Source organism: Streptomyces sp. NPDC058335 (genome assembly GCF_042723915.1).
Classification (GTDB): Bacteria; Actinomycetota; Actinomycetes; order Streptomycetales; family Streptomycetaceae; genus Streptomyces.
On the sequence record NZ_JBHXHX010000026.1, the window covers coordinates 42,083 to 54,717 of the forward strand.

Annotated in this window: 12 protein-coding genes and 1 pseudogene; 6 read left to right on the forward strand and 7 right to left on the reverse strand. The window is 72.7% G+C overall.

From position 1 onward, the window contains the following. Positions 1 to 72 precede the first annotated feature (72 nt). The gene (locus ACFWJX_RS35715; RefSeq protein WP_383250500.1) at positions 73 to 1,416 is read left to right on the forward strand and encodes an MFS transporter; all 1,344 of its coding nucleotides are present in this window, start codon (positions 73 to 75) and stop codon (positions 1,414 to 1,416) included. An 8-nt stretch (positions 1,417 to 1,424) separates the two neighbouring features. Here ACFWJX_RS35715 and ACFWJX_RS35720 read toward each other — a convergent pair whose 3' ends face one another. From ACFWJX_RS35720 to ACFWJX_RS35730, 3 genes are all read right to left on the reverse strand, one after another. Then, positions 1,425 to 2,270, reverse strand: a complete 846-nt coding sequence (locus tag ACFWJX_RS35720) for a spermidine synthase (RefSeq protein ID WP_383250501.1) — start codon at positions 2,268 to 2,270, stop codon at positions 1,425 to 1,427. A gap of 408 nt (positions 2,271 to 2,678) precedes the next feature. After that, positions 2,679 to 3,848: an elongation factor Tu gene (gene tuf / locus ACFWJX_RS35725; protein WP_383250503.1), complete on the reverse strand. Its 1,170-nt coding sequence runs from the start codon at positions 3,846 to 3,848 to the stop codon at positions 2,679 to 2,681. Positions 3,849 to 4,145: 297 nt separating this feature from the next. Continuing rightward, entirely contained in the window at positions 4,146 to 4,868 is a 723-nt protein-coding gene (locus tag ACFWJX_RS35730) for a DNA alkylation repair protein (RefSeq protein ID WP_383250505.1), read from the reverse strand. Positions 4,869 to 4,917: 49 nt separating this feature from the next. Between ACFWJX_RS35730 and ACFWJX_RS35735 the strand changes: the two genes are divergently transcribed. Continuing rightward, positions 4,918 to 5,733, forward strand: a complete 816-nt coding sequence (locus tag ACFWJX_RS35735; RefSeq protein ID WP_383250507.1) for a TVP38/TMEM64 family protein — start codon at positions 4,918 to 4,920, stop codon at positions 5,731 to 5,733. A 145-nt stretch (positions 5,734 to 5,878) separates the two neighbouring features. Here ACFWJX_RS35735 and ACFWJX_RS35740 read toward each other — a convergent pair whose 3' ends face one another. Further along, positions 5,879 to 7,048, reverse strand: a complete 1,170-nt coding sequence (locus tag ACFWJX_RS35740) for a thiolase family protein (protein ID WP_383250509.1) — start codon at positions 7,046 to 7,048, stop codon at positions 5,879 to 5,881. Between the two features lie 127 nt (positions 7,049 to 7,175). On the opposite strand from ACFWJX_RS35740, the gene ACFWJX_RS35745 reads away from it, so the two are divergent. Continuing rightward, the gene (locus ACFWJX_RS35745) at positions 7,176 to 7,649 is read left to right on the forward strand and encodes a winged helix-turn-helix transcriptional regulator (protein ID WP_383250510.1); all 474 of its coding nucleotides are present in this window, start codon (positions 7,176 to 7,178) and stop codon (positions 7,647 to 7,649) included. A gap of 185 nt (positions 7,650 to 7,834) precedes the next feature. Here the strand turns inward: ACFWJX_RS35745 and ACFWJX_RS35750 are convergent, their stop codons facing one another. Together ACFWJX_RS35750 and ACFWJX_RS35755 are read right to left on the reverse strand one after the other, a co-directional pair. Beyond that, entirely contained in the window at positions 7,835 to 8,761 is a 927-nt protein-coding gene (locus ACFWJX_RS35750) for a PmoA family protein (RefSeq protein ID WP_383250512.1), read from the reverse strand. Further along, positions 8,758 to 9,963 carry a Gfo/Idh/MocA family protein gene (locus ACFWJX_RS35755; protein ID WP_383250514.1) on the reverse strand — a complete coding sequence of 402 codons (1,206 nt, stop codon included), beginning with the start codon at positions 9,961 to 9,963 and terminating at the stop codon, positions 8,758 to 8,760. Before ACFWJX_RS35755 ends, ACFWJX_RS35750 begins: the two co-directional genes overlap by 4 nt. A gap of 308 nt (positions 9,964 to 10,271) precedes the next feature. Here ACFWJX_RS35755 and ACFWJX_RS35760 point away from each other — a divergent pair, with 308 nt between their 5' ends. Continuing rightward, on the forward strand, positions 10,272 to 11,147 hold the full coding sequence (locus ACFWJX_RS35760) for an undecaprenyl-diphosphate phosphatase (protein WP_383250516.1): 876 nt from the start codon (positions 10,272 to 10,274) through the stop codon (positions 11,145 to 11,147). Between the two features lie 82 nt (positions 11,148 to 11,229). Here ACFWJX_RS35760 and ACFWJX_RS35765 read toward each other — a convergent pair whose 3' ends face one another. Beyond that, positions 11,230 to 11,808: a TetR/AcrR family transcriptional regulator gene (locus tag ACFWJX_RS35765; protein ID WP_383250518.1), complete on the reverse strand. Its 579-nt coding sequence runs from the start codon at positions 11,806 to 11,808 to the stop codon at positions 11,230 to 11,232. Positions 11,809 to 11,947: 139 nt separating this feature from the next. Between ACFWJX_RS35765 and ACFWJX_RS35770 the strand changes: the two are divergent. Both ACFWJX_RS35770 and ACFWJX_RS35775 read left to right on the forward strand, forming a co-directional pair. Beyond that, positions 11,948 to 12,247 (forward strand): annotated as a pseudogene (locus ACFWJX_RS35770) (dihydrofolate reductase); the annotation flags it as partial. A gap of 104 nt (positions 12,248 to 12,351) precedes the next feature. Beyond that, entirely contained in the window at positions 12,352 to 12,531 is a 180-nt protein-coding gene (locus tag ACFWJX_RS35775) for a hypothetical protein (protein WP_383250520.1), read from the forward strand. Positions 12,532 to 12,635 lie beyond the last annotated feature (104 nt).

Consider the following 12,635-nt stretch of genomic DNA (forward strand, 5'->3'; position numbering starts at 1 on the left):
CGCACGCCCGGCGCACCGACAAGCCCGACAATCGGTTTGGCAGATCGGTGGCCGGGCGGGGATAGTCGGCCGGTGACCTCAGCCGCCGACCCCCGCCCCCGCCTGCGCAGACCCTCCTGGGCCGGCCGCAACTACAGCCTGCTGACGGCTGCCGCGTTCGTCACGAGCCTCGGCAGCCACGGGGCCCTCATCGCCGCCGCGTTCGCCGTCCTCGAAGCCGGCGGCGACGGCGGCGACGTCGGTCTGGTGGCGGCGGCCCGCACGCTGCCGCTGGTGCTGTTCCTGCTGATCGGCGGCGCGATCGCCGACCGGCTGCCGCGGCACCGGGTGATGGTCGCGGCCAACGCCCTCAACTGCCTGTCGCAGGCCGCGTTCGCCGCGCTCGTCCTGACCGGCGAGCCGCGGCTGTGGCAGATGATGCTGCTGACCGCGCTCGGCGGCACCGGCCAGGCGTTCTTCAGTCCCGCCGCCGAGGGCATGCTGATGTCCTCGGTGCAGGGCGAGCAGGTCGGCCGGGCGTTCGCGGTGTTCCGGATGGCGATGCAGGGAGCGGGCGTCGGTGGCGCGGCCCTCGGCGGCGCCATGGTCGCGGTGATCGGGCCGGGCTGGGTCCTCGCGGCGGACGCCGCCGCCTTCGCCGTCGCCGGGTCGCTGCGGGCGTTCCTCGACGTGGGGCACATCCCGCCACGCGAGCAGGGCGGCGGCCTGCTCGCCGATCTGCGCGAGGGGTGGCGGGAGTTCAGCGGCCGCCCGTGGCTGTGGGGCATCGTGCTCCAGTTCTCGATCGCGAACGCCGTCGTCGGAGCCGCCGACGCGGTCTACGGCCCTCTCGTCGCCCGGGACCACCTGGGCGGGGCGGGCCCCTGGGGCCTCGCCCTCGGCTTCTTCGGCGCGGGCACGGTGGCCGGCGCGCTGCTGATGACCCGCTGGAAACCGCGCCGCCTGCTCTTCGTCGGCACCCTCTGCGTGTTCCCGCTGGCCCTGCCCTCGGCCGCCCTCGCCGTGCCGGTGCCGGTCGGCGTGCTGTGCACGGTGATGTTCCTGACCGGCGTCACCCTGGAGGTGTTCGGCGTGTCCTGGATGACCGCCCTCCACCAGGAGATCCCGGAGGACAAGCTCTCCCGCGTCTCGGCCTACGACTGGTTCGGCTCGGTCGCCCTGGTCCCTCTGGCCATGGCTCTCGCCGGTCCTTCCGAGTCCTTCTTCGGCCGCACGGCGTCCCTGTGGGGCTGTGCCGTCCTGGTCGTCGTGGTGACGGCGGCTGTCCTGTGCGTACCGGACGTACGCAACCTGACCCGCCGCACGAAGCCGGTGGCCGGACACCGGGCGATCACTGACCCCGCCGGAACCCCCACGAGGCTGTCCCCCACCCCAGCCGCGACGGAGCCGGACGGGGGCTGCGGCACCCCCGGGTGAGGGTCGACTCACCCGATCCCGAACGCCCCGGTCGGCGGCACGGGTGACGGAACCGCCTTCTCGTCGGTCACCGGGCGGGCGTCGCCGGTGAACTCGCGCAGGGGCGGGCCGTGTTCGACGCGGGCGGGGAAGGCGTCGGATGCTGTGCGGCGGGCCAGGGGCGCCACGTCGAGGGGGTGGTGGGCGGCGACGAGGACGGCGTTGCCGAAGCGGCGGCCGCGCAGGACCGCCGGTTCGGCGATGACCGCGAGATACGCGAACACCTCGGCGAAAGTGGCGAGTTGGGAGCGCAGGAAGGCGAACGGGGCGGCGTCCGCGAGGTTCGCGAGGTAGACGCCGTCCGCGCGCAGGACCCGTCCGGCCTCGCGGGCGTAGGACAGGGTCGTGAGGTGGGCGGGGACGCGGGAGCCGCCGAAGACGTCGGCCACGAGGACGTCGGCGGAGGCGGTCGGGGCCTTCTCCAGCCAGGCCCGCGCGTCGGCCGCGTGCAGGGTGATGCCGGTGCCGGCCGGAACCGGCAGGTGCTGCGCCACGAGCTCCAGCAGGCCCCGGTCGGCCTCCACGACGTCCTGCCGGGAGCCCGGCCGGGTCGCGGCCAGGTACCGGGGCAGGGTGAACGCCCCGCCGCCGAGGTGCAGCACGTCCAGCGGCCGGCCGTCCTCGGCCACGGTGTCCAGGACGTGCCCGAGCCGCCGGGCGTACTCGAACTCCAGGTGCGTGGGCTCGTCCAGGTCGACGTACGACTGCGGCGCCCCGTCGACCGTCAGCAGCCAGGCCCGCTCCCGGTCGACGTCGGGCATCAACTTGGCGGTGCCGTGGTCGACGGCTCGGGTGACGGGTATCGGGTCGTTCACCCTGACATTGTGCCTGCGGGCCCGGCGGGGCTCGGGCCCGCACGGGCTCCGGCCCGTATGCAGACAGGGGTGCTGCCGACGGGAGTGGAGGCACCGGGGGCGTCACCCGCTCCCGCCGCAGGGGGCTCGGCCCCGCAGCAATGCGATGCGCCGCTGGATCGCCCGGCTCGGAGGGGCGCCGGACCGGCACGGACACCGCACCCGCCAGAACCCGCGACACCACCCGGACGCGAGAGCCGCACGCACGCCGGACCCGCAGAGCGCGCGGCACCGCCCGCGCGCCAGGCACCGCGGGACCGGTCCCCCGCACCGGTCCCGCGGTCCCCCACGCGCGCGGCCGGTGGTGGTGGTCGTCGGCGAGCCGGTGCAGCTGCCCGCGGTCCCCCACGCGCGCGTGGCCGGTCGCTGTCACTCCACGGCGGTCACGGTTCCCGCCGCCACGGTGCGGCCGCCCTCGCGGACGGCGAAGCCGAGGCCGGGCTCCAGGGGCACCTCGCGTCCCAGCTCGACGGTCATGCTGACCGTGTCGCCGGGCCGCGCGACCGCGACCTCACCGAGGTCGACGTCCCCGACCACGTCCGCCGTACGGATGTAGAACTGCGGCCGGTACCCCGTGGAGACGGGCGTCGAGCGCCCGCCCTCCCGCGTCGACAGCACATACACCCGCGCCGTGAAGCGCCGGCTGGGCACCACGCTCTCCGGCGCGGCCACCACGTGCCCGCGCCGTACGGCGTCCCGCGGCACGCCCCGCAGGAGCAGCGCCACGTTGTCCCCGGCCTGTGCCTCCTCCATGGGCTTGCCGAAGGTCTCCAGGCCGGTCACCACCGACTCGACGCCCGCGCCGAGCACGTCGACGCGGTCGCCGACCCGCACCGTGCCGCGCTCCACGGCACCGGTGACGACCGTGCCGCGCCCGGTGATGGTGAGCACGTTCTCCACGGGCAGCAGGAACGGCGCGTCCACATACCGCTCGGGCATCGGCACGTAGGTGTCCACCGCGTCGAGCAACGCGTCGATCGACGCCGCCCAGCGCGGGTCGCCCTCCAGCGCCTTGAGCCCCGAGACCCGTACGACGGGCGCGGAGTCACCGCCGTAGCCGTGCGCGGTGAGCAGGTCGCGGACCTCCAGTTCGACGAGGTCGATCAGCTCCTCGTCGCCCGCGTCGGCCTTGTTGAGGGCGACGACGATGTGGTCGACGCCCACCTGACGGGCGAGGAGGACGTGTTCGGCGGTCTGCGGCATGATCCCGTCGAGCGCGGAGACGACGAGGATGGCACCGTCGAGCTGCGCGGCGCCGGTCACCATGTTCTTGATGTAGTCGGCGTGCCCCGGCATGTCGACGTGCGCGTAGTGCCGGGTGTCGGTCTCGTACTCGACGTGTGCGATGTTGATGGTGATGCCGCGCGCCGCCTCCTCGGGGGCGCGGTCGATGCGGTCGAACGGCACGAAGGTGCCGGCCCCGCGCTCGGCGAGGACCTTGGTGATGGCGGCGGTGAGTGTGGTCTTGCCGTGGTCGACGTGACCCATGGTGCCGATGTTCAGGTGCGGTTTCGTGCGCACGTAAGCCGTCTTGGGCATGGCGATACCTCGGAGCCTCTCGGAGGGTGCTGTGTGACGGCCCCGGCGGCGACGGACGCGCCGGCCGGGACGGGGACCCCGAGGAACTCGCCGACCCTCCCCCTGCGGGGTCCGCCGCTCGATCCGGAGAGGGTCAGCTTCGGGCGCCGTCGGCAGCGGCCACGAGAACGGGAACGGCAGCCTTCGGCGCATCCGCGACTGCGGACGCTGCGAGGAGGAAGGCGTACCGGAACATGGGTCGATACTCGCCGACGGTGGAACCGGTGTCGAACGGTTTTCCCAGGCGGGCGGGCCGGGCTACGCCCCGATGTTCTTCAGCGCCTCGCGCACGGTCAGCGGGGCGAAGCGTCCCCGTTCGCGGGCCAGGAAGGCGCGGACGGCGTCGGGGTCGGTCTTGGCGTACTCGCGCAGGGACCAGCCGATCGCCTTGCGGACGAAGAAGTCGGGGTGGCCGGACTGGCGCAGGCAGTAGCCGAAGAGACGGTCGGCGTCGGTGCGGTCCTTGTAACCGAGCTGGTGGAGCAGGGCGGTGCGGGCGACCCACAGGTCGTCGTCGGTGATCCAGGCGTCCATCTCCGCGGTGAGGCGCGGGTCGGCGGCGACGAGGGGGCCGACGACGTGGACGGCGAGCAGGTCGACGGTGTCCCACCAGGAGACCGTGGTGACGAGCCGGCGGGCGACGGGCAGGAACGCGGAGGAGCAGCGTCCGGCGTACCGGCGCAGGTGGTCCACGGCGAAGTAGTGGTACTCGCGCTCCGGCAGCGCCCAGCAGCGCAGGCCGATCGCCGTGCAGTCGCCCTCGTCGGGGCGGGGCAGACCGGCGAGAACGGAACGGGACAGGGCCCGCCGCTCGGGCGTGGGGATGCCCAGGAAGGGGGCCACGTCCTTCATGTACGCGCGCATGGTCGCCGCCCTGGCGGGATCGGCCGCGGCGGCGTACACGGCGGTCAGCCGCTCCAGGACGGTGTCGGCGAGAGCGCTCGGCGGTACCTCCGCCGTGTCCCCTCCGGTCACGGTCATGAGACGAACCATACGGCGATCACACATGTCCTTCGGTTAGTGTCGCCGGATGCTCGATGCCCACACCCGCTCTGGGGGCACCGCCACGGCCTCTCCCCGGGCCACCGCCACTGAGCTGGTCGTCCCCGTACCGCTCGCCCCCCTGTCACCGGCCCCTCTGCCCGTCGTCGCACCGGCGTCGGCGTCGACGGGGTTCGCCGCACGCTGCACGAGAGCGCTGCTCTCGCCGTGGGCGCGGTTCTCGCTGCTGGTCGCGCTGCTCGCGGCGGCCGCGTCGAGCGTGCTGGCCTTCGAACCGCAGCGGCTGCTCTCGGACGGCTGGCCACCCCACCTGGGCGGCGCGGCCGCGGCATCGGTGTTCGCGGTGGCGTACGGGTTGTGCACGGTGGCGTTCGTGCCGCGGCCGTTGCTGAACCTGGCCGCGGGAGCGCTGTTCGGCTCCCAGCTGGGCATCGGCGCGGCACTGGCCGGCACGGTGCTGGGTGCCGGGCTGGCCTTCGGGCTCGGCCGGATCCTGGGCCAGGACGCGCTGCGGCCCCTGCTGCGGGGGCGGCTTCTGCAGGCGGCGGACGGCCAGTTGAGCCGGCACGGGCTGCGGTCGATGCTGGCGGCCAGGCTGTTCCCGGGTGTGCCGTTCTGGGCGGCGAACTACTGTGCCGCCGTCTCGCGCATGGGCTGGCTGCCGTTCCTGGCCGCGACCGCGCTCGGTTCGATCCCGAACACGGCCGCGTACGTCGTCGCCGGGGCGTCCGCCTCGTCCCCGACCTCGCCGCTCTTCCTCGTGTCGATGGCGGCCATCGGCCTGCCCGCGGCGGTGGGCGCGGTGGTGGCCTGGCGCAAACGCCACCACCTGCGCCGCCGCTGACGCCTCCTGGGAGACGTGCCGGGGGTCGGACGCCTCCGCGGAGGCCTGCCGTGCGCCGGACGCCTTCGGAGAGGCCCGCCATGCGTCAGACGCCTCCGCGGAGGCCCGCCATGCGTCAGACGCCTCCGCGGAGGCCCGCCATGCGTCAGACGCCTTCCAGGATCATCGCGTTGGCGAGACCGCCCGCCTCACACATCGTCTGGAGGGCGTAGCGGGCGCCGCGTTCGCGCATGGCGTGGACCAGGGTCGTCGTCAGCCGTGTGCCGCTCGCGCCCAGTGGGTGGCCGAGCGCGATCGCCCCGCCGTGCACGTTGACCTTGCCGAGGTCGGCGCCGGTCTCCTGCGCCCAGGAGAGTACGACGCTGGAGAAGGCCTCGTTGACCTCGAACAGGTCGATGTCCGCCAGGCGCAGATCCGCTCGGCGCAGCACCTTCTCGGTGGCCGGGATGACGCCGGTGAGCATCAGCAGCGGGTCGGAGCCGGTGACGGCGAAGCTGTGCAGGCGGGCGAGCGGGCGCAGGCCGAGCCGGGCGGCGGTCTCGCCGGAGGTGATCAGCACGGCCGAGGCGCCGTCGTTGACCGGGCTGGCGTTGCCCGCGGTGACGTTCCACTCGATCTGCGGGAAGCGCTCCGCGAAGGCGGGGTCGTGGTAGGCGGGCCGGAGCCCTGCCAGCACGTCCAGGGTGCTGTCCGGGCGGACGCACTCGTCGCGCGAGACTCCGTCGAGGGGCGCGACCTCGGCGTCGAAGAGACCCTTCTGCCAGGCCTCGGCCGCCTTGCGGTGCGAGGAGACGGCGAAGGAGTCCATCTGCTCGCGCGTGATCGACCACTTCGCGGAGATCAGTTCGGCGCTGATGCCCTGCGGGACCAGGCCTTCGGGGTAGCGCTCGGCGACGCCGGGGCCGAAGGGGTCCTTGCCGGGCGGCACGTTGGACCACATCGGCACGCGGCTCATCGACTCCACGCCGCAGGCCACGACGAGGTCGTAGGCGCCGGACATGACGCCCTGCGCCGCGAAGTGCACCGCCTGCTGGGAGGAGCCGCACTGCCGGTCGACCGTGGTCGCGGGCACCGCCTCCGGGAAGCCCGCCGAGAGGGCGGCGTAGCGGGTGGTGTTCATGGCCTGCTCGCCGACCTGGTCGACGGTGCCGCCGATGACGTCGTCGATGAGCGCCGGGTCGACGCCGGAGCGCTCGACGAGGGTGCGCAGGGTGTGGGCGAGGAGTTCGACGGGGTGGATGTGCGCGAGGGAGCCGTTCGGCTTGCCCTTGCCGATCGGGGTGCGTACGGCTTCGACGATGACTGCGTCACGCATGTGCGGGCCTCCTTGGCCGCCGGGCGGTGACTGTCCGCCGGGCGCGGCGATTACCGGTGAGTAGGAAATCCGAACTCACCATAACCCCGCGAGTTGGAAATTCAAACCCTCCTCTAGACTGACCGTCATGGCCGCCTCCACCAAAGACCCGCGTCCCTGCTCCATCGCCGACTCCCTGGCTCTCGTCGGCGAGAAGTACTCCCTGCTCGTCCTGCGGGAGGTGTGCCTGGGCAACGGCCGTTTCGACCAGCTCGTGCGCAACATCGGCGCCCCGCGCGACATCCTGGCCACCCGCCTGCGGCGGCTCGTGGACGCGGGGATCCTCACCAAGCGCGTCTACAGCGAGCGCCCGCAGCGGTTCGAGTACCGGCCCACACAGGCGGGGCTCGAACTGGAGCCGGTTCTGCTGACCCTCATGGCGTGGGGCGACCGCCACCTCCGCCCGGACGACGACCGCCCCATGGTCGTCGAGCACATCTGCGGCAACGAGATGCTCCCCGTGGTCACCTGCGCGGCCTGCGGCGCCCCGGTGCACCACGAGGACCTCTCCGCCCACCCCCAGACCCCGGGCTGGACGGTGACGGGCCCCGCGGCCGCATAGGCATTCGGTCCGGATCGGCCCCTCCGCGAGCCAAGCCTGGTCCAGGTGCGCTGACCCGCCACGCGGTCCACATGGCCGACGGAGCCGAGCGCCGCGGCGCGGCAGCGCTGGGACCGCGGAGGAGCCGCTTCGGCCGCCGACGCCCTCGCAGCCCGCACCTCACCGCCGCACGCGCCCGCACCCACTCACCACGGATGCGCCGCCAGGTAGTCGCCGATCTCCTTCCGCTCCCAGGCACCGTCCGCGACGACCACCCGGTAGCGGCGGGTGAGGGTGTCGCCGGGGGCCAGCTCCAGTTCGTCGTGGAAGGCCCAGGACGGGGCGATGCCGGCGAAGGGCTCGTTGCGGACGAACCAGTGCGCGGGGTGGGCCCCCGCATCGCCGGAGTGATCGTTCTCGGGGGCGTGCGCGAAGACGACCGTGGCGTGACCGTCGGTGCCGTCGTGCTCGCCGGACAGCGCGAGCCAGGGGCCCTGCGTCCCCATCAGGCCGGGGCCCTCTCCCTCGGGGCCGATGATCAGGCCGTCGCGGAAGGCGCGCGGGCCGCGCCAGAACAGGCCCGTATAGCCGGCCATCTCGCGCCCGGCGGTGGTCGGACTGCCGAACCGCAGCGGCTCCTCCCGGCGGTTGGTGATCGCGCTGGACCAGGTCAGCGCCCAGGAACCGGCGGCCCGGTCCACGTCGTGCACCTCGATCCGGCGCCGCTCCTCGGCCCACAGCTCCCCGCCGTGCGGATGCCAGGTCAGCCGTTCGGCGACGACGACGCGGTCGCCGTCGGCCGTGACCTCGTCGAAGCCGACGTGCGCCATCGAGCCGACGCGCTCCGGGAGTTCGAGATATCCCTCGCCGTGGACATAGCTGTTGCCGCCCCACAGGTTCGCGCCCGAGAGGTGGGAGGCGGTCAGGGACAGCCCCTTGTGCCAGCGGTGGTCGTTGGGCCGGTAGTCGGTGACGACATCGCCCGCGAGGGTGCGCAGCGGGTGGATGTACGGCTTCGGCGCCTCCCAGGCGGCCTCGGGCCGGTAGACGTACGCGAGCAGTTCGACGCCGCTGTCCGGGTCGGTCACGGTGATGCGGTCGCCGTGGGCGTGGACAAGACGCAGCCCGGTCATGCCGACACCTCCCGGCTGCCGACGGACACGCCAGTGGACTCGACGGCGGACTCGGCGGAGGGCGCGGCGGCGGGCGCGGCGGAGGGCGCCCAGCCCGGAGCGCCTCCGTGCAGGGCCGTGTAGAACGGGTCACCGGGCCCGATCTCGCCCCGCTTCACCGTCACGTCCGTGAACGCCGACTTGTACAGGGCGCTGATCAGTTCCAGGCTGGTCCGCCCGTCGGCGCCGCTGCTGCGCGGCCGCTCCCCCGCCCGCATGCCGGCGACGAGCCCCCGCAGCTGGGCCAGGTGCGAGCTGGGCACGTCAGCGCCGAAGTCCTGCCAGGCTGCGGCCCGTTCCGCGGGAACGTCCCGCGCCGGGGTGATCTGCCAGTTCGCGTTGCTGTGGCCGTAGAGGTGGGTCAGCTCGACCGTGGCCTGCTCGCAGTCGATGCGGATCCGGCTGACCTCGTCGGGGCTGAGGACGCTGTTCACGATGGTGGCCATGGCACCGTTCTCGAACCGGACCAGGGCGGTGGACACGTCCTCGGTCTCGACGTCGTGGACGAGCCGGCCGGCCATGGCCCGCACCTCGCTCCACGGTCCGAGCAGGTCGAGCAGGAGGTCCATCTGATGGATGCCGTGGCCCATCGCGGGACCGCCGCCCTCGGTCTGCCAGCGTCCGCGCCAGGGAACGGCGTAGTAAGCGGTGTCGCGGTACCAGGTCGTCTGGCAGTGCGCGACGAGCGGCCGCCCCATCGCCCGCTCGGCGAGCAGCCGCCGTACATGATCGGAACCGGACCCGAAGCGGTGCTGGAAGACGACCGAGGCGTACGGCCCGCTCTCGGTCCCCTCTTCGGCGGCCACGGCGTCGTAGTCGGCGAGGGTCGGCGCGGGCGGCTTCTCGCACCACACCCAGGCACCGGCACGCAGCGCGGCCACGCTCTGCTCGCGGTGCAGGGTCGGCGGGGTGCAGATCGTCACCAGGTCGGGGCGCTGCTCCGCGAGCATGCGCTCCAGGTCGGTGTAGGCGTGCGGAATCCCGCCCTCCGCGCAGAAGGCCTGGACCGCGCCGGCATCGATGTCGACGGCCGCGACGACCTCGGTCTCGCCCTCCGCCGCGAGCTGGGCGAGCGCGGGCAGGTGGGAGCCGCGGGCGATGGCACCGGTGCCGATGAGGGCGGCGCGAACCCGGCGCCCGGCGAGCGGAGGGGATGGGGACATGGGCGTGATCAGCACTCCTCCGACGAACGAGCCAAATGGCGGGAGAGACGGCGGCACACTCGGTAACCGAATAGCAAGCGCTTTCCCTCGGCAGCAACGTAAGCGGCGGCCCCATGGCCGGTCAACACATACCCCCTGTTCCACCGGCGTGCGCACCTCCCTGTGCCACCTCCCTTCGAAACCCCTGTGCCGGGGCTGTCCCCCGGGGGCGCTACGCTGCCTTCGAACACACCCACTTGATCACCGCGCGCGGCGGCCCGCCGTGTTCGCCTGCCCTCCCCCGATCGGCACTTGGACTCCGTAACCTCATGTCTTGGTTCGAATCACTCATCCTCGGACTCGTCCAGGGGCTGACCGAGTTCCTCCCCGTCTCCTCCAGCGCGCATCTGCGGCTGACCGCGGCCTTCTCGGGCTGGGAGGACCCCGGAGCCGCCTTCACGGCGATCACGCAGATCGGTACGGAAGCCGCGGTACTGATCTATTTCCGCAAGGACATCGGGCGGATCATCTCCGCCTGGTCCCGGTCGCTCTTCGACAAGACGATGCGCAAGGACCACGACGCCCAGATGGGCTGGCTGGTGATCGTCGGCTCGATCCCGATCGGTGTGCTCGGCGTCACACTCAAGGACCAGATCGAGGGCCCGTTCCGCGACCTGCGGATCACCGCGACGATGCTCGTGGTCATCGGCATCGTCATCGGCATCGCCGACCGGCTGGCCGCCCGCGACGAGAACGGCGGCCGGCACCGGGCGCCCAAGCAGCGCAAGAGTCTCGAGAACCTGAGCGTCAAGGACGGCCTGATCTTCGGTTTCTGCCAGGCCTGCGCCCTCGTCCCGGGCGTCTCCCGCTCCGGCGCCACGATCAGCGGCGGCCTGTTCATGGGCTACAAGCGCGAGTCGGCGGCCCGTTACTCCTTCCTGCTCGCCATCCCGGCGGTGCTGGCCTCCGGCGTCTTCGAGCTGAAGGACGCCATGGAGGGCGGCCATGTGGCCTGGGGGCCGACGGGGTTCGCGACGGTGATCGCGTTCGTGACCGGATATGCCGTGATCGCGTGGTTCATGAAATTCATCAGCACCAAGTCGTTCATGCCGTTCGTGTACTACCGCGTGATCCTCGGCATCGTGATCATCGCCCTCGTCGCGACGGGCGTCCTCAGCCCGCACGCGGCGGAGTCGGCGGGCTGATCCCGCCCCGGCGGCGGCAGCTCTCCTCCAGCCGGCACCCCGCGCCGACTCGGACCGAGCGGCGCGGGGCACACCGTGGCGACTACTCCGCCGCCACGATCCGGTCGACCGCCGCCGTCACCAGTTGCTCGCGCTCCGCCTCCGTGAAGACGTCCGGCAGGGTGAGCTGTTCGACGATCAGCCAGTTCAGGGTCAGGATGAGCAGCTTGACGGCCATCGCGTCCCCGGGCAGGCCCGAGGCCTCGTGGTACGCGACGTTGGCAGCGACGTCGGCCCGGACCCGCTCGGTGAGGACCTTGCGCAGTTCGGGGCGCCGGGTGGCCTCGAGGCGCAGTTCGAGCAGCGCGAGGTAGCCGGTACGGAACGAGGCGATACGGCCGACCAGTTCACGCATCAGCTCCGCGTAGGTCTCCCGGTCACGGCCGGCGGCCTGCTGGCGGGCGATCGTGGCCTCGTCGGGCTGGAGCCGCTCGTAGACCCGGGCGCCCGCCTGGGTGAGCAGGTCGTCGCGGTTGGCGAAGTAGTTGGACGCGGTGCCGGCGGGCACGGCAGCCTCGGCGTCCACCGCCCGGAACGTCAGACCTCGGGCACCTTCCCTGGCCAGCACCTCGATCGCGGCGTCGACGAGGGCGGCGCGCCGCTCGTCATTCCGTCTCACCATTGACACCACTCCAGTTGTAGTACTGCCTTTCAGACCACTGCGAGGAGAGTACTACGCATGGAGTTACCAGAGAGGCGAAAGCTCGTGTACCACGCCGCCGTCACGCTCGACGGCCGTATCGCCGGCCCGCATGGCGAATGATGCCGACCCGGCCGTCACCGTCGTCGACGATCCGCTCGCCCTCGTCCGGCAGCTCAAGCGGGAAGAGGGCACCGGCGCGGACATCTGGCTCTGCGGCGGCGGCAGGCTCGCCGGCGCCCTCCCGCCCGAGATCGACGAACTGGTGCTCAAGAGCTCCCCGGTGGTCGCCGGTGCGGGAATCCCGGTCATCGACTCCGCCTTCGACCCCACCGTCTTCGACGTCGCCGAACGCACCGCCTTCCCCAACGGCGTCACCGTCACCCGCCTCACCCGCGCCCGGAAGCAAGCGGCTCCCTGACCGGACCCCGGCCCGAGCGGTGAACGCCCGCCGTGACCAAGTCCCCGGGGTTTGCGTAGCCGTCCGGTAGCGCAGTGTCAGTGCTTGCCCCTAGGCTGTTGCGCATGTCCCCGAGTTCTTCAGCCTTTGGTTCCGTGCGGTCTGCTGCCGAGTTGAACGAGCAGATCCGGGCGCTGTGGCTGCGCGCCGGCGCCACACTGTCGGCCCAGGAGCGGGCGGAGTACGAGCTGTTGGTGGTGGAATGGGCCGCGGCGATCCGCGGTGAGGTGGTGAAGGCGGCCTGAGGCCCTCCCCCCGCTCACGGCGCCCCCGACCACCCGCCACCGACCGGCTCAACGTGTCTACCAGGTGGCCGACTTGGTGCGCGGGTCATACCCGCGCACCCATG

Bases quoted from the DNA above. Each gene is read 5' to 3' on its own strand.
- tuf (WP_383250503.1), bottom strand. From the start codon at position 3,848: ATGCCCAAGACGGCTTACGTGCGCACGAAACCGCACCTGAACATCGGC.
- ACFWJX_RS35730 (WP_383250505.1), bottom strand. From the start codon at position 4,868: ATGACCGTGACCGGAGGGGACACGGCGGAGGTACCGCCGAGCGCTCTC.
- ACFWJX_RS35735 (WP_383250507.1), top strand. From the start codon at position 4,918: ATGCTCGATGCCCACACCCGCTCTGGGGGCACCGCCACGGCCTCTCCC.
- ACFWJX_RS35740 (WP_383250509.1), bottom strand. From the start codon at position 7,048: ATGCGTGACGCAGTCATCGTCGAAGCCGTACGCACCCCGATCGGCAAG.
- ACFWJX_RS35745 (WP_383250510.1), top strand. From the start codon at position 7,176: ATGGCCGCCTCCACCAAAGACCCGCGTCCCTGCTCCATCGCCGACTCC.
- ACFWJX_RS35750 (WP_383250512.1), bottom strand. From the start codon at position 8,761: ATGACCGGGCTGCGTCTTGTCCACGCCCACGGCGACCGCATCACCGTG.
- ACFWJX_RS35755 (WP_383250514.1), bottom strand. From the start codon at position 9,963: ATGTCCCCATCCCCTCCGCTCGCCGGGCGCCGGGTTCGCGCCGCCCTC.
- ACFWJX_RS35760 (WP_383250516.1), top strand. From the start codon at position 10,272: ATGTCTTGGTTCGAATCACTCATCCTCGGACTCGTCCAGGGGCTGACC.
- ACFWJX_RS35765 (WP_383250518.1), bottom strand. From the start codon at position 11,808: ATGGTGAGACGGAATGACGAGCGGCGCGCCGCCCTCGTCGACGCCGCG.
- ACFWJX_RS35775 (WP_383250520.1), top strand. From the start codon at position 12,352: ATGTCCCCGAGTTCTTCAGCCTTTGGTTCCGTGCGGTCTGCTGCCGAG.